Genomic DNA, 22,181 nt, shown 5'->3' on the forward strand with positions numbered 1-22,181 from the left:
ATATCGTTCATGAAAGGCTCATCGGCACCTTCTGCCGCCTGAGCCCGACACCCCGGAAGTTCCGGTTCGGGGCGATCCAAAGAAGGGGTGCACGTCAGGAGAAATTCGCCCGCTACTCGAACCGGATTGAGGTTTGGGGAGCGGAATCCAACAACGTATATGCCGACCGCGATCCGAGCTTGTTTGGCACGCTTGGCGGATCGGGCACTGTTGGATCCGTCCTGCTCGAGAAAAATGCGCGCATTGCGCCGGGCGACAATTCAACCGGCACATTGACCGTCATGGGTTCGCTCGCCTTTCACGATAATTCGATCTACGAGGTAGATGTCCTCGGCAATGGCACGAGCGACAATATTGCCGTCAAGGATATCGGCTACGAGTCTTCGCTCGATATGTTCGAGCGCGGCGGCAAGGTGACGATCGGCAATGGCGTCAACGTTGAGGTCACAGCACTCGATTCCAGTACGAGCTACCAGAGCGGCCAGACATATACGATCCTGACCGCCGAAAAAGGCATCTCTGGCGAATTCGCCGAAGCGATCTCGAAGTCAGCCTTCCTTGATGTCGATCTCGTGCACAGCGCGAAAGCAGTCGACCTGAAGATCGCCGTTCTGGATGCAGGCAGCCCCGGTGACCCAGGCGGACCTGGAGATCCGGGCGGACCTGTAGACCCGGGTGGGCCTGGAGATCCCGGTGGCCCCGGAGACCCCGGCGGGCCTGGTACGGGCCTCTTTGACCGCGTCGCCGAAACCGGCAACCAGCGCAATGTCGCTGTCGCGCTCAACACGCTGGAGCAGAGTGGCTCGTCGCTGCAGCTCTACAACAGCTTGCTGTTGCTGAGCGCCGAGGAAGCGCGGAATGCTTTTGAACGGCTTTCGGGCGAGGTTCACGCATCGACCCAGACTTCGCTCATTCTGGGCAGTCAGCATGTGAGAGACGCCGTCAACGGCCGCATCCGGGCCGCTTTCGGTGACGTTGCCGCCGCAAGCCTGCCAGTTCTTGCCTATGGTGAGGATGGCCCTGCATTCGACGACGCGGTTGCACCTGGCCCGGTAGCCTGGGGGCAGGCTTTCGGATCGTGGAGCGATCTCAACGGTGGCATCAATGTCGGCGATCTGGACATTTCGACAGGCGGTTTTATGGCCGGCATCGATGCGCCGCTCGGAAACTGGCGGGCAGGCCTTCTTGCCGGATACAGCCACTCGACTTTCAACGCCGATGCGCGTGCATCCTCCGGCGATAGCGACAATTACCATCTCGGCCTTTATGGCGGTTCGCAGTGGGGCGCTCTGTCCTTCCGTTCCGGACTTGCCTATACATGGCACAGGCTGTCGTCGAGCCGTTCGGTGGCGTTCCCCGGTTTCAGCGAGCAATTGACCGCAGACTATGATGCCGGTGCCTTCCAAGCCTATGGGGAGGTGGGCTACCAGTTCGACAGCGCTGTCGCAACCTTCGAGCCCTTCGCAAACCTGGCCTATGTAAACCTGCACACCGATGGCTTCACGGAAAAAGGCGGGGCCTCCGCCCTCACGAGCGCGGACGAGACGCTCAACACGGCGTTCACCACACTGGGGTTGCGGGCATCCTCCGATTTCGTGCTCGGCGGAATCCAGGCAACCGCCAGCGGAACGGTGGGCTGGCGCCACGCTTTCGGGGATATCGATCCGTCCTCGCAATTCGCTTTCACCGGCAGCGAGGCATACACGGTCTCGGGAGTTCCCGTTGCTAAAGATACAGTCATGCTCCAGCTCGGGCTTGACATGAAGATGACCGAGGCGGCCACGCTCGGCATAACCTATAATGGCGAGTTCGGGTCTGGGTCGGGAACCAACGGTCTCGACGCAAGATTGGGCATTCGCTTCTGATGATTGTCCGCAAGGTCTTTGTGACAGTGGCGGCGATGTTTATCGCCGCCACGGTGGTTTCTGCACAGGCCGATCCCGGGTCGGAGAATGCTCCATCCTCCCTGTCGGAAACATACGACAACTGGACGGTTGCTTGTGTGGACCAGAGCCAGAAACGCCATTGCGCATTTTCCCAGCAGCAGATCCAGAAGGACGGTCAACGTGTTCTGACGATCGAACTCACGCCTTCCGACAACGGCGGATTGAGAGGCTCGCTCGTTCTGCCTTTCGGTCTCGATCTCGAAAAGGGAGCAACCTTCAGGATTGACGACCTGCCGCCGGGAAAAGCCTCACATTTTCAAACCTGCCTGCCCATCGGGTGTGTTCTCGCCCTGATCTTCACAGCGGAAACGACCAAAGCCCTGCGCGAGGGCGAGGCACTGAGAATTGGTGTCATTGCCAACAGTACTAAGAAGGAGGTGCCGTTTTCAGTCTCGCTGAAAGGTTTCTCGCAGGCGCTCGACCGCGCGATCGGCTTGACGCCCTAACGAACGTACTCGTTGCGAGGGAGTAGTCGGCGTTTGGCGGCCACTCCACCCCGCGTGAGCAACTCCAGAACCGGATTGGCGCGACAGGATTGTGATGCGGGGCGGTCCGACAAACCGGGGTCGAGAAAGAGGAAGGAGACGATCCGTGTGGAAGTGTTTTGTTAGAACGGTGTTGATCTGCAGCGCATTTTTGGGGAGCGCGGCTTACGCGGAAGACGTCGAAGGAGCCTCGGATCATGCACTGCTGAGCCGTTTTCCTACGGCAACGATCCGAGCGTATCAGGTTAGGGATTTCGATGTGGCGATCCTGCCGGCTGGAAGGATCGACGATGGCGAGGCCCCTGGAGATCTGCTTGAAGTCGAAGGCAAGATCACGCGGATCGGCTATCGCATTGCCGGTGAGCGCTCGGCGCTGGAGGTTATGCGCAATTATGAGAGTGCGCTGGCACAGGCGGGCTTCGAGACGGTGTTTGCGTGTGAAAGCCATGAAACATGCGGCGTCGACATGATGGCATTTATCGCCAACAGCGGTACTGTTCGGCCGCAAGGATTCGGCGATGCTTTCTTTGGCGGTACAGCGGAGCGGGCCCTTTTGGCTTCGCAGGAGAGTATTGATGGCGTTTTCCATGTGTTCCTGCACGTTGTGGAGGACACGTCGAACAACAGAACGCTGTTGTACCAGCAGGTCGTGGAGGGGGTTGCGCTGCGGACCGATCAGGTAGACGTGTTGCAGGCGGGGGAGTTGCAGCGTTCTCTGGAACGCCAGGGCCATGTGGCCGTACAGGGCGTCTACTTCGACACCGGCAAATCACAGTTGAAGCAGGAATCCGGCCCCGCCCTGGATCAGATTGCAGAATTGCTTCGGGCGAATTCGCATCTGCAGGTCTATGTCGTGGGTCATACCGACAATGTGGGTGATCTGGCGGCGAATACGGTCCTATCGGAGGCACGGGCGGCTGCCGTGGTGGCGCGACTTGAAGCCGATTACGGTATTGAACGAACACGCCTGATCGCCAGAGGCGTGGCCTCCCTGGCGCCAGTTGCGAGCAATGCCGACGAGAGTGGCCGATCGCGCAACCGCCGTGTCGAAATCGTTGCGCAATAGCGGATAAAGGTGTGATGGGGAACACGGCAGCCACTTTCGTTGCAGACTTTCGCAAATGGTTCGTTCGCAATCTGGTGGTTGCTACGGGCAAGGTGGATGCAGAGCGCGGCCAGGCGCTTGTGCGGATCGTCCTTGTCCCCCTGTTCGATGTCTACATCATCACCGTATTGGCCCTACAGGGGCTTGATACGATATGGGAGTGGCTCGCGGTCATTGCCGTCGTCGCATATGTGCCACTGTCCTTCTTGCTGCTGTTGCACATCACGCGGCAGCCTGGACACATTGTTTGGCGTCGGTTGCTGGCAATGTTTGGCGATTACGGAGCAATGGCGCTCGCCATGTCGGTTGGTGGCATGGCCATGTTGCCAGTTTACGCAACGCTGTTGTGGGTGACTGTTGGCAACGGCATGCGGTTCGGCTCGCGCTACCTTTTGGTGGCGACCTGCATGGCGCTGGCCACCATTGCTATCGCCACCGTTTTCAACACCGAGTGGCGCAATGATCCGTATGTGGTTATCACCCTGATTCTGACCACTTTGATCGTACCAGCCTATATAGACGGTCTGCAGCGCGCGTTGCGCGGTGCTCTGGATGAGGCCCGTGAGGCGAGCCTCGCCAAATCGAACTTCCTCGCCCAGGCGAGCCACGACCTGCGTCAGCCAATCCACGCGATCAGTCTGTTCACGGCGTGCCTGCGTGATGCCGGACTTGGCAGGGAAGAACGGCAGATGGTGGAGAACATCGATCGTTCCCTACACGGTGTCGCTGGTCTGTTTCGCTCATTGCTGGACATTGCGACGCTGGACAGTGGCAAGGTCAAGCCGAAGTTGAAACCCGTGCTCATCGGTGACGTGATCGCAGAGGTGGTGCGACAGTATTCGGAGATGGCGCAATGGGCGGATGTGGAATTGCGATCGGTGCACTGCAGAAGTGTCGTTCGCGCTGATGCCGCATTGCTGTCGACCATGCTTCAGAACCTCGTCAGCAACGCACTTAAATATGCACCCGGTTCGCCTGTTTTGGTTGGCTGTCGCCGGCGAAACGGTCAGTTGACGATCGAGGTGCATGATCGCGGCCCCGGCATACCAGATGAGCATCTCGAACAGGTTTTCGACGAATTCTACCAGGTGAGAGAGCGTGGTGACCGTGACGTGGAAGGCGTGGGTCTTGGGCTGTCGATTGTGCGCCGTGTCGGGGGGCTGATGGGTCTGGATGTCACCCTGCGCTCGGTTCCCGGGCGGGGCACATCGGTGGCAATTGCCGGTTTGGTGCCATGCGCTGAACAGGTTGTGCCCGCGCCGCAACCGACGACGGTGCCGATGCATTCCGCGATATCGGGCATGCGCGTACTGCTCGTTGAGGAAGACGAAGACGTGCTCCTGGCCAGTGCCACCCTGCTTCAGAAATGGGGGTGTGTCGTTCAGGCTGAAACAGGCATCCCGGTTAGGGGAGTGAGCTGGGATGTCGTAATTTCAGACTACGATCTGGGCGGCAAGCGCACGGGTGCAGACTGCATCGCAGTCGTCCGTCAACTGGTAGGGCGCGCGATTCCGGCCATCATCGTGACGGGGCACGACGAAATGCGCGTTCGACAGGATCTTGGCGATGATCGCATACCCATCCTTGCAAAGCCGGTTCGCCCGGCCGAGTTGCGCTCTGTTTTGACAGCCCAGGCCGTGGCCTCAGGGTGACTGATCCAGGCCCAAGGCAATCGCCTTGGCGGCGGCGCCGGCGCGAGTCGTTACGCTCAGCGCCTTGAGAACCGCGGAGACATGAATTCGCACCGTGAAGGGAGAAATGTCTAATCTGAGGCCGATCTCCTTGTTGCTCAGCCCGCAGGCAAGCAGGCGCAGAACATCGATCTGGCGCTGTGTCAGGCCACGAAGGGGCGCGTCGGTTTCGCCTATGGGCAAACCAGAGGCTGCCAGTTGCAGGACCATGTCACCATCGCGCACCGCAGCGACTGCAGCCATGATTTCGTGTGGCGGCAAGCTCTTGCAGATGAAGCCATCGGCACCGGCACTCATCACCCGCTTTGCGGTCTCGATGTCGTCGATCATGGAGACAACGATGATTGAGGCACGGCTAAAGCGCTGGCGCAGCGTTGGCAGGGAAGCTTCCAGATTGCCGGTCGTAAACATCAGATCGAGAATGAAAGTATCCGGTGTCGGTTCTTTCGAGGCTAGCGCCAGAACTTCTTCGACGGTCGCAGCTTGTTGGATCTCTGCTTCAGGTTGCTGCCGCTGAATTAGCCGTGCCAGGCCATCCCGGAATACAGGGTGATCATCGGCGATGATAATCCGGTCATGGCGCAATCGGAGTCTGCCCTTCTGATTGGAAATCGGCGGCCAGCGACGAATAGCACCGCTGCGGACGGCGGACCAGATAGTGCGATTGTACTAGGCGTCGGCCGTCGCTCGTATTGGAGTTACCGAGAGTGCGGTCAGCCACCAGATGCGCAAGCTGAAGTGCTCTTCCGGTAGTTGGGGCGCGACTATACCTGGTTGACGGGCCAGGTCGCAGCCGTAACTCCGCAATCCAAGAGTTCTGTTCTTAGACTTGATCCATGTTAATGCGCCGGTTCATCCAAATGTGCTAGGCGCCTCAACTGCTATATCCATAAGAGCGGGGGGAGCGTGTCGATCAAGGCAGCTGAACGAAATCTTTGCCGCGTCGACCAGCGGTGATCTTCTCGCTTTTGTGAAGATTCTCGGGTGAGGTCGCACCTCTCGGACCAGCCTGTCAGACGATGTGTTTTAGCTCCCGCATGGCTGCCACTCCAATTCCCCTGCAGGAGGCCGTCAACGGCGATCTCTACGATGGCGGCGTGAACTTTCTGGGGGGCAACTTGTTCGTCGTCTTGCTGTTCATAGGGCCTGCTGATCACGAGTTTGAGTTTTCGGCAAACCTGCGTGTGGTTCTGCTTCAGCATCCGCGAAGTCGAGCAAAGTCCTGTCGGAGCGGCTCAGGATTCTCACCACATCACTAGGCAGAATGTAGCCAAGATTGCTGCGGCCGCTTCCCATGATGCAATGAAATGGCCCGCTTCTGCCGCATTTAGGATGTCCTGTCGGATTGCCTGTTCATTGCATGGATTGCAAGTATGCCGCGTTTTACGTGATTGTTGAATGTGTTAGTAGGCGGTGATCGTCGTGGAGTGGTTATAGAATGAAGTTCTTTGGCTTCGAGAATCCACCCGCCGGGGGCGACGGTGCCGAGTTGCTGGTGGAATGCGAGCGACAGTTGCGCCCCATTGTGCTCGAAATCGTGCGATCTGCTGTCGCGACCGGTTGGCGCAAGGAGGATGTCCTCCTCTCGTTGGCGGATGTCTCGTGGGAACTGTATGAGCTGGGGCGAGATGATCTTGACGGGGATTGCAAGTAATCGCTTTGGCTGCCCCCTCCCTCCGGCTGAAGCTGAGGAACAATATTACGCCATGCTGGATCAAACGGCCGTGGCCGCATAACTAAAACCAAATGGCCTCCGGCAAACCCGGCGCGGTTCACACTGTGTGTCTCTGAGCGCCTGAAGCTGGAACTGTCGCGATCGCAACCTCCAACGAATACTATATCGATTCGCCGATCACGATGTTTGGCGTTCATCTCCTGCGAAACTATGCGGCGGCTACAGGTCGGCTCAGCCCTTGAAAGGCCTGTCTTACCGGTTGGCGGGGGCCGTGAGGATTGTCTCGAAGAACATCTCACCCGCGATCCGCGGCTTGTCACCCCTACATGTATTCGGGCGTTCACGAAGACCATCGGAATGCCACCGCACTAATACCTGGTCGCACGGCGTCTTTCGTTCGCCGGGGAATAGTTGCGCAATGGCGACTTCACCGTCGCGGAAGTCGCTTGTCTGAGCGGGTTTTTTCAACCAGAATCACTTGAACTCCGCCACGTCGAAATAAGTCAACGTCACGCCCAAACAATTGCGGTTGCTGCGAGGATATCCCATGGCTGTGTGCTTGCTGCGTATATCCGGAGCAAAAGTAAAAACGTCATGCGGAAAGGCTTCCTTGGCACCATAGGTTCTTTTTGCTGGTATGTTGCCGCTCTCGAGAGCGTAAGAATCGATCACTATACACAGTCTAATTTGCGGACCGGCGCAAGCCGTTAACCGGATAGTAATTCTGTATGGTGATCAACCTCGTGGCGCCGGATTTGGTGGTCATGGCAGGAGCATATAAATGCAGACTACCACCTTGGAAGATCGCGGCGCAGGTTCACGGCGCTCAGCGGTCAGCAGCATAATCTTCAACGAAGTTCCGCAGGATGCGGGGCCGCGGGTTTCTACGATCCGAGGCGGGGCCATGCACGTCATTCGGCCGCCGGGATCTCAACGGGTAGCTCGGGCTGACGCCAACCTGATCAGCGTGATGCTTGCGCCGTCCCCGGGGTTAAGAAGCGCGATAGGGAGCGACAGGCTACACGATTACGACGCCCCGACTGGAGCGATCGTGATCACGCCGGCAGGGGCGGATGCTCTGGTTTCGTGGAGGGCGTCCCGCGAAAATTCAACGATTGTGATACCGCCCGAAAGCTTACTCGAACTGGCTGAACACGACCTTGACGCCGACATGCGCCAACTTCGGTCGCCGCACTTCGGAACGGTCGATCCATGGGCATTGTACATCGCCCGGCTCTTGAAAACCGAACTGACGCAAAGGCAAACACCAAATGAACTATATGTGGATTCTCTGGTTACGGTCTTCGCTGTCCACCTGCTGCGGAACTATGCCGGCATGCACAAACCCCTGACACAGGTGAAGGGCGGTCTTTCCTCCAATCAGGCGCAAAGGGTACGGGACTATCTGGAGGCGAACTTCACCCGCAAACTTACCGTGGCCGAGCTGGCCGCGGTGGCCAATCTTTCCCGGTACCACTTCATCCAGGCATTTGCCCGGACGTTCGGGAAACCGCCGCATCGATACGTCATCGAGCTGCGCCTCGACCTCGCAGAAAAACTGCTGACCATAGGTGAACTGTCGATCGCCGAAGTGGCTGTCGTGTGTGGCTTTTCAAATCAGAGTCATCTGACGGCGGCGATGAGCAAGCACCGAAACCGCACGCCGGGGCAGATGAAGCAGCAAAGCTGATTCGTTCGGACTGACCCGCTTCGCCGGGGCTTGCCGGAAGCCGCAGCATACATGAAACCGTCCCGGTTTTGCGGCGAAGATCGCGCCGGGCCGGATTGCTGCGAACTCCACTGTAGCGCGTTCAACGCTGCTTATCGAGAAACGCGCCATCTCGACAAGAAATCGCACTTTCTTGAAAGACAACCCTGCCACCCGTGGGGCCCAATGGCACCATTGTGTCCGAACTGCGGCCCTTTCATGGCAATTGGGCGGGTGTTGCCATGTATCCCGGGATCGGAGGTTCGGACCTTGAAAGTCGAGGGCCCCGTTTATGCGAATGCATTCTTCGCTGCCGAAAGCAGTGCGCCATTTTTCCCGCTACGTGTCTGGCAAAGGAAGTTCTCTCGGTCGGGTTTTACACCACGCCGAGCAGCGTCTCTCGGCGGTGCATCTTCTTGCGCGGTGCTTCCGATATTCGGCGGCGGTGCTGATCGCGTCCTTCTTCGCGCTGACGGCATTGGCCACGGGCGCTCAGGCGCAGGTGGTTTTCCACGAAACTTTCGGCACGACCAACGGCCAACTACCGACCGCGACGAGCACGGCCGACGGAAGCTGGACTATCTTCGATCCTTGTCTCAACGGCCGCATCGTCCTCGATACCAATCTCAACCCGACGCATATGCTTCACCACAACACGGATACCTGCCCCTATGCATCGGGGGAGGCTGTGTGGCGCAACGTGACCGCGATCCCGGTCGAGCCGAACAGGACCTACACCTTCTCCTATCGGAGTAGCCGCCTCAATACGGTCAGCGACCCGGTTCTCAGTCAAGTGGTGACGGCGAACGCCGGCGGTTCCCTAACAATTGTCGACACGGTCAATGCGCCATGGCAGGCGCCAGGCGTCTGGGTGGACCGCCAGGTGGTTTTCAGGACCGGCCCCGGCACGACATCGGTCAATCTGCGGGTCAACAATGCCAATACCGAGGTATTCGGCAATGACTTCCTGATGGACGATATCGTCTTGGAAGGTTGGGAAGCCGATCTCTCGATAACCAAGGACGACGGCGCGACGACGTTCACGCGCGGTTCCAACGTCACCTACAGCATTGTCGTCGGCAATACAGGGTCGGAAAACGTAATCGGGGCTTCCATCGAAGATCCGCTGCCGAGCGGCATCGCCAACGCGAATTGGACCTGTGACGGGGCTACTGGCGGCGCCGTCTGCGGCGCGGCCAGCGGGACCGGCGCGATCAACACCACGGCGGACCTGCCAGCAGGTTCCTCGGTTACTTACACGCTGACGCTGACCGTGCCTCCGACGTATCCCGGCGTCACGCTGGTCAACACCGCCACGGTTGTAGCGCCGGGCAGCATCCCGGATCCTGACACGGGCAACAACACGGCGAGTGACACGGATGCTGTGTCGCCGCCGCAGCCTTCCTTCGGCGCGTGCGATGCGACGATGTATCTGTCGCAGAACAACCCGACCCAGCTCTTCCGCTTCGACACGTCCTCCAATCCGTTCCAGGTCGCTGCGGCTGGCCCTGCTGCGGGTTTCCAATACAACGCTACCGCCGTCAGCCCCACCGACAATTACCAGTATGCCATGCGGACCCCGACCAACACGCTGGTCCGCATCGGTGGCGACGGCAGCGCTGTGGAACTGGGCGTGGTCGCCGGATTGCCCAACGTAAGCTACAACGCTGGTGAGATTGGGCCGGATGGCGGCTATTACATCAAGCCGAACGGCGCCAATGCGACGCTCTATCGGGTCGATACGGCCACGATGGCGGCTACGCTCGTTCCGTTGTCGCAGTCGATAAACGTCTCCGACATGGCCTGGCACAATGGCTTGCTTTACGGCACGGCTCCCCTTGCTGCGGGTCCGCTCTACGCGATCAACCCGGTCAGCGGTGCTATTACGGTGCTCGGCGCTAACGGCGTCGATGGTGTGTTCGGCGCCATGTACGGCGCCAGCAACGGTGTCTTTGGCGGCAACAATGGGGGTGGCTTCTACCAGTTCGACCTGACGACGGGCGCAGCCACGCTGATCTCCAACCTGCAGGGCTCCGGCAACAATGATGGCGCCAAATGCGCCACCACGGCGCTCGAATTCCCGGTCGACCTGGCGATCACCAAGGACAATGGCCGCGATCTCCAAGTGCCCGGCGACACAACTTACCAGATCGTCGTCACCAATGACGGCCCCTTCGGTGTGCAGGGCGCGCTCGTCAACGACGCTTTGCCCACCGGCATAACCCAGGCGGAATGGACCTGTGGCGCGGCGACCGGCGGCGGTATATGCGGCCTCACCAGCGGCACGGGCGCGATCGCCGATGCGTCGGTGAGCTTGCCCGTTGGCGCCTCCGTTACCTTCGAGCTGACGATGACGGTGCCGGCGAGCTTTGCCGGCGATCTCGTCAACACGGCGACGGTCACGAGCCCGGCCGGTTCGCCGGACGTCGACACCTCCGACAACACTGCGACGGACACCGACACGGGCCAGCCTTCCTTCGGCATGTGCGATGCAAGGATGTACTTGGCGCAGAACCAGCCGACCGGGCTCTTCGAATTCACCACCTCTTCGAATCCCTTCCTGGTGAACCCCGTCGGGCCGGCGTCATCGATCAATTACAATGCCATCGCGATGCATCCGACCGACGGCTACATTTACGGTCTCCGCGGGCCGGCGCCCGGCACGGTGGTTCGCGTCGGTAGCGACGGAAGTGTAGTCGAGCTGGGGACAGTTGCAGGCCTCCCGGTCAACAGCGTCTCCGGCGAGATCGGCCCGGACGGCACCTACTACGTGGCGGCAAGTGGAGCTCTCTATCGCATCGATCTGGAGACGATGACGGCCACGTCCTCCGCTCTGAGCCAGGGAATCGCGACCCTGGACATGGCCTGGCACAACGGGTTGCTCTACACGGCCGTCGCCGACGATAGGCTGTATGCGATCAATCCGGCTAACGGCAACGTGACGGCGGTCGGCGTCACCGGAACCACCGGTCCGTTCGGTGGCATGTTCGGCGCCAGCAACGGCGTCTTCGGCTCGAACAACAATGGCGGTTTCTATCAGTTCGATCTGACGACCGGCGCTGCCACGCTGATTTCCGACCTGCCGGGCTCGGGCAACAATGACGGCGCCAAATGCGCCACCACGCCGCTGAACTTCCCGTCCGATCTGGCCATCACCAAGGATGATGGCTCCGACACATATGTCACGGGCTTTGACACCACCTATACGATTGTGGTCAGCAATGACGGTCCCTTCGGCGTGCAGGGTGCGCTGGTCAACGATCCTTTGCCCGCGGGTGTTACGCAGGCGACCTGGAGTTGCGGCAACCCGACCAATGGCGGCATATGCGGCGTAACCGACGGCACGGGCCCGATCGTCGACGCGCCGGTGAGCCTGCCCGTCGGAGCCTCCGTAACGTTCGAGCTGACAATCGGCATACCCAATACCTACACCGGCCCCCTCACCAATACAGCGACGGTGACGATGCCCGCCGGCTCTGTCGATCCCAATCCGGACAACAACCAGGCCAGCGATACGGATACGCAGGAAGACGAACCGCCTGTCTCGGGTGCCTGCACGCCGGTGCGGGTCGGCGGAGGGGGAAGTTTTGCGCTGTCGCCGTTCCCCTCCAATGCGTCCTATTCGGGTACAGGGTCCCTGACCTATCGGCCTGCGACCAACAGTTGGGCAACGTCGGGCGGCAATTTCGGCTGGACGATCAATTTCTCTCAGCCCGTTCCTGCCGAGTGGCTCGAATTCCGCGTCATCGACGTCAATACGACAAGCGACGGAGCTGCCTACAACCCGGTGATACAGGTGGTGGCAAACGGGGGGGCTACGCCCGCCGATTTCAGCAAGACTGCCGGCGACCTGCAATACAATCCCGGCACCGGGCGTTTGTCCTATACCGGGACGCCTTACCGTCAGGCCGTCACGCTGACGGGCAATTCGCAGGACCTGGTCAGCACGCTGCAGATCAACGCGACCAACGTCAACCCGGCCGACTACATCGCGCTCGGTTTGTGGGTTCGCCCGTCCTGCGTGACGGTGCAGAAGGTGAGCGCCGAGGCAACCGGCAGCTTCGATTTCACCTTCGAGAATGTCCGGAGCGAAAACGGCACCACGGTGGCCGGCACGAGCCTGACGACGGCCGAGCCCGACACCGCCATATCCTCCCAGACCTATTTCGCCATGCCGGGGACCGATGTGGTTCTGAGCGAAGCCATTCCGGACGAATGGGCGCTGGATACGGCCGTCTGCACCGACGAGAACGCCGGCAACACCGGCAATCCGGCGACGGTCGGGACGTTCGCCACGCCTGCGGTCACCATTCCCGGCGGCAATGTCAGGCCGCAGTCCGATCTTCAATGCGTGTTCAGGAATGTCGGCGCGGCGCCCGGATTGACCGTCGAGAAGACCGGCACGTTGAACGACCTCGACGGCGATAACCTGATCGATCCGGGCGAGACGATCAGCTACTCGTTCCTGGTCACCAATTCCGGCAACGTGACCTTGACCGACGTGACGGTCGACGATCCGCTGCTGACCAATGCCGGGATTCCGCTCGACCAGGGTCCGCAGACGCTGGCGCCGGGCGGCAGCTTCACCTTCACGGCGACGTATCAGCCGACGCAGGCCGACATCGACTCGGGCTCGGTGGAAAATACGGCGACCGGCACCGGCACGCCGCCGGATCCGAACGATCCGCCGATCGAGAGCCCGCCCGACACGGTGACGGTGCCGCCGGACGATGCGACAGGACTGACGATCGACAAAACAGGCACGCTCAATGACCTCGATGGCGACGGCCTGCTCGATCTGAACGAGACGATCACCTTCTCCTTCCTGGTCACCAACACCGGCAATGTGACGCTGACCGGCGTCACGGTGAACGACCCGCTGCTGACCGGTGCCGGCGTTTCGCTCGACCAGGGTCCGCAGACGCTGGCGCCGGGCGGCAGCTTTACCTTCACGGCGACCTACCAGCCGACGCAGGCCGACATCGACGCCGGCCGTGTGGAGAACACGGCGATGGGCACCGGCACGCCGCCGGACCCGAACGAGCCGCCGGTGGAAAGTCCCCCCGACACAGTCACGGTGCCGCCGGATGACGCGCCTAGCCTGTCGATCGAGAAGACTGGTACGCTGAACGATGGCGATGGTGACGGGCTGATCGATTCTGGCGAAACCGTCACCTATTCGTTCCTGGTAAGGAACACCGGGAATGTGACGCTGACCGGTGTGACGGTGAACGATCCGCTGCTCGCCAACGCCGGAATATCGGTGATGCCCGGACCGCAGACCCTGGCGCCCGGCGGAACCGCGACCTTCACGGCGACCTATCAGCCGACGCAGGCCGACATCGACTCGGGCTCGGTGGAGAACACGGCGACCGGCACCGGCACGCCACCGGACCCGAACGATCCGCCGGTGGAAAGCCCGCCGGACACCGTGACGGTGCCGCCGGACGATGCGCCCGGCCTGACCATCGACAAGACCGGCACGCTGAACGACATCGACGGGCTGATCGATCTCGGTGAGACGATCAACTACACTTTCCTGGTCACCAATACGGGCAATGTGACGCTGACCGATGTGACAGTCAACGATCCGCTGCTCATCAATGCCGGAATATCGGTGACGCCCGGACCGCAGACGCTGGCGCCCGGTGGAACTGCGACCTTCACGGCGACCTATCAGCCCACGCAGGCGGACATCGATGCCGGCCGTGTCGAGAACACGGCGACGGGCACCGGCACGCCGCCGGACCCGAACGACCCGCCAGTGGAGAGTCCGCCGGACACTGTGACGGTACCGCCGGACGACACGCCCGGCCTGACTATCGACAAGACGGGCGAGCTCGACGATCTCGACAATGACGGTCTGATCGATCTGGGTGAGACGATCCGCTATTCGTTCCTGGTCACCAACACGGGCAATGTGACGCTGACCGGCGTGACGGTGAACGACCCGCTGCTCACCAATGCCGGGATTTCGCTCGACCAGGGGCCACAGACGCTGGCGCCGGGCGGCAGCTTCACCTTCACTGCGACCTATCAGCCGAACCAGGGCGACATCGATGCCGGCCGTGTGGAGAACACGGCGACGGGCACCGGCACACCGCCGGATCCGAACGATCCGCCGGTGGAAAGCCCACCGGACACCGTCACCGTGCCGCCGGACGACACGCCCGGCCTGTCGATCGACAAGACGGGCACGCTGAACGACGTCGACGGCGACGGGCTGATCGATCCCGGCGAGACCATCAGCTATGCGTTCCTGGTGAGGAACACCGGCAACGTGACGCTGACCGGCGTGACGGTGAACGACCCGCTGCTGACCAATGCCGGTGTGTCGCTCGACCAGGGACCGCAGACCTTGGCGCCGGGCGGCAGCTTCACCTTCACGGCGACCTACCAGCCGACGCAGGCTGACATCGATTCGGGCTCTGTGGAGAACACGGCGATGGGCACCGGCACGCCGCCGGACCCGAATGATCCGCCGGTCGAGAGCCCGCCGGATACGGTCACGGTGCCGCCGGACGACACGCCCGGCCTGACCATCGACAAGACGGGCACGCTGAACGACGCCGACGGTGACGGTCTGATCGATCCCGGCGAAACCGTCACCTATGCGTTCCTGGTGAAGAATACCGGCAATGTGACGCTAACCGGCGTGACGGTGAGCGACCCGCTGCTTGACAATGCCGGACTATCGGTGACGCCCGGGCCGCAAACCCTGGCGCCTGGCGGAACCGCGACCTTCACGGCGACCTATCAGCCGACGCAGGCCGACATCGACGCCGGCCGTGTGGAGAACACGGCGACGGGCACCGGCACGCCGCCGGATCCGAACGATCCGCCGATCGAGAGCCCGCCCGACACGGTGACGGTGCCGCCGGACGATGTGCCCGGCATGACGATCGACAAGACCGGTACGCTCAACGATCTCGATGGTGACGGGTTGATCGATCCGGGCGAGAGCATCAGCTACTCCTTCGTGGTGCGGAACACCGGCAATGTGACGCTGACCGGCGTGACGGTGAACGATCCGCTGCTGACCAATGCCGGCGTGTCGGTGATGCCCGGGCCGCAGACGCTGGCGCCCGGCGGAACCGCGACCTTCACGGCAACGTATCAGCCGACGCAGGCCGACATCGATGCCGGCCGCGTCGAGAACACGGCGACAGGCACCGGTACGCCGCCGGATCCGAACGAGCCGCCGGTGGAAAGCCCGCCGGACACGGTGACGGTGCCGCCGGACGATGCGCCCGGCCTCACCATCGACAAGACAGGCACGCTGAACGATATCGACGGCGACGGTCTGATCGATCCTGGCGAGAGCATCAGCTATTCGTTCCGGGTGAGGAACATTGGCAATGTTACGCTGACCGATGTGACGGTGAGCGACCCGCTGCTCACCAACGCCGGACTATCGGTAACGCCCGGACCTCAGACGTTGGCGCCCGGTGGAAGCACGACCTTCACAGCGACGTATCAGCCGACGCAGGCCGACATCGATGCCGGCCGCGTCGAGAACACGGCGACGGGCACCGGCACGCCGCCGGACCCGAACGACCCGCCGGTCGAGAGTCCGCCGGACACGGTGACGGTGCCGCCGGACGATACGCCCGGCCTGACCATCGAAAAGACCGGCGTTCTCGACGATCTCGACAATGACGGTCTGATCGATCTCGGCGAGACGATCACCTATTCGTTCCTGGTGACCAACACCGGCAATGCGACGTTGACCGGCGTGACCGTCGACGATCCGCTGCTCGACAATGCCGGCGTGTCGCTCGACCAAGGACCGCAGACGCTGGCGCCGGGCGACAGCTTCACCTTCACGGCGACCTACCAGCCGACACAGGACGATATCGACGTCGGCCAGGTGGAGAACACAGCGACCGGTGTCGGCACGCCGCCGGATCCGAACGATCCGCCGGTGGAAAGCCCGCCGGACACGATCACCGTGCAACTTCCGCGGGCCGGTCTCTTGATCGAAAAGCAGGGCGTATTCAGTGATGTCGATGGAAATGGCTTCGCCAATGAAGGCGATCAGCTTCGCTACACCCTGATCATCACCAACACCGGCAACGTACCGCTGGAGGATGTGAACCCGCAGGATCCCGGTCCGACGTTCGATGGTCGAAAAGCGAAGGGCGCGCTGTCCGCCTTCACCCCGGAAGCCGTGACTTTGGTACCGGGAGAGGCGCAGGCGTTCAATGCCACCTACACTCTGCTCCAGGGCGATGTCGAGAACGGAGCAAGCATTGAGGATGGCGTTGAAAACACGGCGACCGCCATCGGCTACGCCAACGGCTCGCGCGTGACCGGCACGCCGGTTGAATCGAACGAGAGCGAGGCCACCCTGACGCTTCCCGTGCCGGTGAGCGACATCACGGTGACCAAGGTCGCCAATCTGCGCTTCATCAGGCGCGGCGAGCAGGCGCCCTTCACCATCAAGGTGACCAACAACGGCGTCTCGCAGGCATCCGGCGTCACCGTGATCGACACCATGCCTTCCGGCTTCCGTTATGTGGACGGCTCGGCGACGGTGAACGGCACGGAGGTGACGCCCGAGATCGCCGGACGGCAGATCCGTTTTGCAAATCTGACCGTTCCCGGTAGCGGGGGCGAGGTGGAAATCCGCCTGAGGCTCCTGGCCTTGAGCACGGCCGGTCCCGGCGAACACGTCAACCTGGCGAGTGTGATTGGCCCCGACGGCGAGGATCTGACGTCGCCGGCGCGTGCCGTTGTCGAGATCATCGTCGAGCCGGTATTCGACTGCGGCGACATCATCGGCAAGGTCTTCGACGACCGCAACGGCAACGGCTATCAGGACAAGGGCGAGCCGGGCCTGCCCGGCGTTCGGATCGCTACCGTCAAGGGCTGGCTGATCACGACCGACAAATACGGACGCTTCCACGTTGCTTGCGCGGATCTGCCGGAGCAGCGCATCGGGTCGAACTTCATCATGAAGCTCGATACCAGAACACTGCCGACCGGCTTCCGATTGACCACCGAGAACCCGCGTGTCGTGCGGTTGACGGCGGGCAAGATGACGGAGCTCAACTTCGGCGCATCGATCGGCCGTGTCGTCCGTCTCGACCTGAGAGACGAGGCATTCGTCCCCGGCGAGGTGGAGCTGTCGGAGGTCTGGGCCGCGGGCGTCGACCAGCTGATCGAGGTTCTGTCGCGGGAGCGTTCGGTGCTGCGCCTCTCCTACATAGACGACAGCTCTGACCCGGAATTCGCTACGGCAAGGATACGCCACATCAAGAAGCTGATCGCCGAGCGATGGCGGCGGCAGCGGCGGAACTATCCATTGAACATCGAGACGCGCGTGGAGACGGGGCAATGAGAACGCTTATCACTGCCATGGGCATTGGCCGGCCCGCCCTGGAACTCGAGCGGCGCTCCCTGTTTATGGCCGGCACTGCCTTGAGTATTCTTCTGGCGGTGGCCTCGGCGGAAGCCCAAACCGCCGGCACGGCGGACGGAAGGGTTGTCGCCGACAGCTCGGTGGCAACCTTGCCGTCCGGCGAGAACACGGAATCCGAGACAATTGCCGATCGGCCGGCAATCCCGTTTATGATCAGTGTGGATGGCGAGACGGTGGCCAAGAGCACCGAAGACGGAAGGGAAGGAACGGCAACGCTCGCCCCTGGAGAAGCGCGCCCGCCCGCCCGTCCGGTCGACCGGCAACGACGGACGGATGTCGACTTGGACGCCGTCGACATCCAGGTGAAGTTCGATGGTCTCGAAACCGCCACCCTGCTCAACGCGTCGACCGTGCCGCCGAAGCGAAGCTATCGCACCGGTGAGGAGGTTAGGTTCCTTGCCACGGCGAACTATCCCGCCTTCATTGATCGCGCGGAAATCCGGATTCATGACGGCAAGCGCGGAACTGCGCCAGTAGCGGTGGTGCCGGTCGCCGTCAATGGTGAGGCGGCCTGGGTCATGCCGGAACCGGACGAGGCGGCGTTCACTTATGTGCTCCGCGTCTATGACGCCAAAGGCCGATATGACGAGACCAAGCCACGCACGATAGCGCGCACCGGCCAACACTTTCTGCTCGATCGGCAGCGGGCGGCGGCGGTCGCGCCCGGCATGGGCGAAGACAACACGGCCCTGAGCAACATTCCCGTCCGCGGTGGAGCCGTCACGATCTACGGGCAACACGTGCCGCCGGGCTATTCAGTGCATGTGCTTGGCGAAACCATACCCGCCGATCCCCAGCGGAAGTTCGTCGTGCAGCGCATATTGCCGCCTGGCGACCACGAGATCGACATCGCGGTGAACGGAGCTTCCAAGTCCGGCGGGCTTTCCTTCAGCCGTGACATCAACATTCCCGACAATGACTGGTTCTACGTCGCCCTTGCCGATCTGACCATCGGCAAGCGCATGGGGGACGACAATATCGAGGCCGTTCGTCCGGGCGAATATGACGACGTCTATTCTAAGGGTCGCCTGGCTTTCTATCTGAAGGGCAAGATCAAGGGTAAGTATCTCTTGACGGCGGCCGCCGACACGGGCGAAGATGATCTCGACCAGCTTTTCCGCAATCTCGACGGCCAGGATCCGAGACGGATCCTCAGGCGGCTCGACCCGGACGACTATTACCCGGTGTATGGCGACGATTCGACCTTCATCGAGGATGCGCCGACCAAGGGAAAATTCTACGTCAGGCTGGAGCGCGGCGACAGCCACGTCATGTGGGGCAATTACAAGACCAGCATCACTGGCACGGAGTTCCTGCGGTCGGACAGGGCGCTTTATGGTGCCAGCGCGGCATACAGGTCCGAAGACACTACCAGCTTCGGCGAGCGGCGCACCGAGGTCACCCTGTATGCGGCGCAGCCCGACACGCTGCCGGCGCGCGAGGAGTTTCTCGGGACCGGCGGCTCGGCCTATTTTCTGAAGCGCCAGGATATCGTCGAGGGATCGGAAACGGTTCGGGTGGAGACGCGCGATGCGGTGACCGGGCGCGTCGTCGAGCGCCGGACGCTCGTCTACGGGGAGGATTATTCCTTCGACTATTTGCAGGGCGTCATCATCCTGCGCCGCCCGCTTTCCTCGCTCACCGGCACCGAGGGACCGGTACGCGACGGCGCGCTGGGTGGCGGCAAGCTTTATCTCAGCGTCCAATACGAGTTTGAGCCGGTGGCCAGCGACGTTGATGGCTATGTCTATGGCGGCCGCGCCCAGCACTGGTTCAACGACAAGGTCCGCGTCGGTGTCACCGGCATGGACGACAGCACCGAACTGGCCGATCAGCAGGCCTACGGTGCCGACATCATGCTGCGCCAGTCCGAGAACACCTGGCTGTCGGCGGAGATCGCTCGCTCGAAGGGGCACGGCTTTGATCTCTCGCAGTCGACCGACGGGGGCTTGAGCTGGGGCAACAGCAATGGCGGCTCCCATGACCCGAATAACGACGAAGGCACGGCGTGGCGCGTGGAAGGCCAAGTTGACCTGGCCGAGGTCGGCTCCGATATGAAGGGCCGGATCGGCGGCTACTACGAGGAGAAGGAGGCCGGCTTCTCTACACTGTTCGACAACATTACGGTCGATCGGCGTGTCTGGGGAGCGCATGCCAATCTCGATCTGACCGACCAGACATCCCTCAATCTGAGCTATGATGATCTGAAGGACGACAATGGACAAGTCAGGCGCGACGGCAAGGGAAGTGTCAGCTGGCAGTTGGACAAATACTGGAAAATCTCCTTCGGTGTCAGCTATACGGAGCTCATGTCGCCCAAGGCCATTGCGGCGGGGAAGTCGGGTTATGACGGCTCCAGGCTCGATGCCGGTGTCAGGGTCGACTACCGGATCGATGATGACCGGCTCGTCTATGCGTTTGCCCAGGGCACGTTGGAACGATCCGGCGACATCGATCGCAATGACCGGGCGGGAGTCGGAGCCGAGTGGCGGCTGACCGACACGGTTGGCCTTTCCGGGGAGGTATCCTACGGAACACGGGGTGTCGGGGCCCTTGCCGGCCTGACCTACGATCCCACCACGGACCAGCATTACTATATCGGCTACAAGCTCGATCCCGATCGCGCTTTCGATCTCGATCGTGACTATGAACTGTTCGGCTACGACAAGGGTTCGCTCGTCGCGGGAATGAAGCGGCGCATGGGAGACACCGCCTCGGCCTATTCGGAATCGACCTATGACATGTTCGGCGACCGCACATCGTTGACCCAGACCTATGGCATAGTCTACACGCCCGACGCGATGTGGACCGTCGATGCGGGTCTGGAGATTGGCCGCGTGCGGGACGAAACCCTGGATACGTCCGGCAAGCAGCGGTCCGATTTCGATCGCTACGCGCCATCGCTTTCTCTTGGTTATAAGGACGAAGAACGCGGCATTACGGCGCGGGTTCGCGGCGAGGTGCGCGTTGAGAGGTCTGACGACAACACGCGCGACCAGAACACATATTTCTTTGCCGCGGGACTGGGATGGAAGGCAAACCCGGACTGGCGGCTGCTGGCCCATATCGATGCTGTCTTGTCCGATTCAAGGTCGCCGGAGACGTCCTACGCCGATACGGACTATGTGGAGGCCTCCATCGGCTATGCTTATCGCCCGGTCGACAATGAACGCCTCAATGCCCTGTTCAAGTACACTTGGCTTTACGATCTGCCTGGCAATAACCAGCTCATCAGTGGCTCGGCAGGCGACACCTTCGCGCCAGCCCAGCGCAGTCATATCCTGTCGGCGGATGTGATTTATGACCTGACACCCTGGCTTTCGATTGGCGGCAAGTATGGCTTCCGCTACAGCCAGGTCCGGTATCGCACCCAAAATGGAACGGGATCGAGTTTCGAAAGCGAATGGCAGCGCTCATCCGCCCATCTGGGCATCGTTCGCGCCGATCTGCATCTCGTCAAGAAATGGGATGTGCTGCTTGAAGGCAGGATTCTGGCCCAGCCGGAAGCCGATACCGTGGACTACGGGGCACTGGCGGCGGTCTATCGCCATGTAGGAGACAATTTCAAGGTGGGCCTCGGGTATAATTTTGGTCGTTTCTCCGACGATCTCAGGGACCTGACGCTTGACGATGAAGGCGTGTTCCTCAACGTGGTGGGTAAGTTCTGATGGAGACCTTCATCGCTTGGGGACCAGGCCAAAACCACCGAGCGCTTCATCTGAAATGCATAAGAGGTGATCGCAAGGCGTTTCGTACGCACCAGTGCTTCTCTTGACGGGAGGCCAGAACTTCAAACGAGCTGTTGGACGTTCTGACCTGCTGAAACATCCCGGCAAGAGTTCGTGAGAATAGAATCTCTGGAGCCGCCACGTACGTGGTTAGATGGCTACAGCCAACGAGTGTCGGTCTCGGTGGTTGCGAGCCCCCGCAACCAAATAAGCAAAAGAAATCAGCAGATTACACAAAGCCCCGCGCATCAATGCCGGGGCTTTTGCTGTTACCTCAACGCCACCTCAACATTCTCTCTGCCACTGGTGACCTGCTGACCTGCTCCCCCGGGAAATCCCCAGCCGGGTGGTCCAAAAAGGGTCCCACGTCAAATGAAACCCAAGACTCTCCAAACAACCGGAGGGATGTCGGGGCTCAG

At 61.3% G+C, this 22,181-nt stretch carries 9 protein-coding genes; 8 read left to right on the forward strand and 1 reads right to left on the reverse strand.

Annotation, left to right across the window (positions count from 1 at the left end; all coding sequences use genetic code 11):
* From AC07E3_RS01855 to AC07E3_RS01870, 4 genes are all read left to right on the forward strand, one after another.
* Positions 1–1,865: autotransporter outer membrane beta-barrel domain-containing protein (locus AC07E3_RS01855; RefSeq protein WP_478360136.1), on the forward strand; the 1,865-nt coding region annotated here is incomplete at its 5' end.
* Complete coding sequence (locus AC07E3_RS01860) at positions 1,865–2,392, forward strand: invasion associated locus B family protein (protein ID WP_478360137.1); 528 nt, start codon at positions 1,865–1,867, stop codon at positions 2,390–2,392. The genes AC07E3_RS01855 and AC07E3_RS01860, both read left to right, overlap by 1 nt.
* 298 nt (positions 2,393–2,690) lie before the next feature.
* Positions 2,691–3,497 (forward strand): OmpA family protein, encoded by an 807-nt coding sequence (locus AC07E3_RS01865; protein ID WP_245291777.1) that lies wholly within the window; start codon positions 2,691–2,693, stop codon positions 3,495–3,497.
* A gap of 14 nt (positions 3,498–3,511) precedes the next feature.
* Entirely contained in the window at positions 3,512–5,188 is a 1,677-nt protein-coding gene (locus AC07E3_RS01870) for a hybrid sensor histidine kinase/response regulator (protein ID WP_349366533.1), read from the forward strand.
* On the opposite strand, the gene AC07E3_RS01875 is transcribed toward AC07E3_RS01870, so the two are convergent.
* A complete protein-coding gene (locus tag AC07E3_RS01875; RefSeq protein ID WP_459438801.1) occupies positions 5,180–5,812 on the reverse strand; it encodes a response regulator in 633 nt (210 codons plus the stop codon). The genes AC07E3_RS01870 and AC07E3_RS01875 overlap by 9 nt on opposite strands.
* A gap of 853 nt (positions 5,813–6,665) precedes the next feature.
* On the opposite strand from AC07E3_RS01875, the gene AC07E3_RS01880 reads away from it, so the two are divergent.
* The 4 genes from AC07E3_RS01880 to AC07E3_RS01895 all read left to right on the forward strand — a co-directional run bounded on the left by AC07E3_RS01880 (position 6,666) and on the right by AC07E3_RS01895 (position 21,702).
* Entirely contained in the window at positions 6,666–6,881 is a 216-nt protein-coding gene (locus AC07E3_RS01880) for a hypothetical protein (protein WP_478360138.1), read from the forward strand.
* Between the two features lie 802 nt (positions 6,882–7,683).
* Positions 7,684–8,592 (forward strand): helix-turn-helix domain-containing protein, encoded by a 909-nt coding sequence (locus AC07E3_RS01885; protein ID WP_478360139.1) that lies wholly within the window; start codon positions 7,684–7,686, stop codon positions 8,590–8,592.
* 424 nt (positions 8,593–9,016) lie between these two features.
* On the forward strand, positions 9,017–17,953 hold the full coding sequence (locus AC07E3_RS01890; protein ID WP_478360140.1) for a DUF7507 domain-containing protein: 8,937 nt from the start codon (positions 9,017–9,019) through the stop codon (positions 17,951–17,953).
* Positions 17,950–21,702, forward strand: coding sequence for a TonB-dependent receptor (locus AC07E3_RS01895; RefSeq protein ID WP_478360141.1), 3,753 nt, complete (start codon positions 17,950–17,952; stop codon positions 21,700–21,702). The genes AC07E3_RS01890 and AC07E3_RS01895 overlap by 4 nt, the downstream gene beginning before the upstream one ends.
* The last annotated feature ends 479 nt before the right edge of the window (positions 21,703–22,181 follow it).

It is taken from the genome of Nitratireductor lacus (assembly GCF_056431025.1).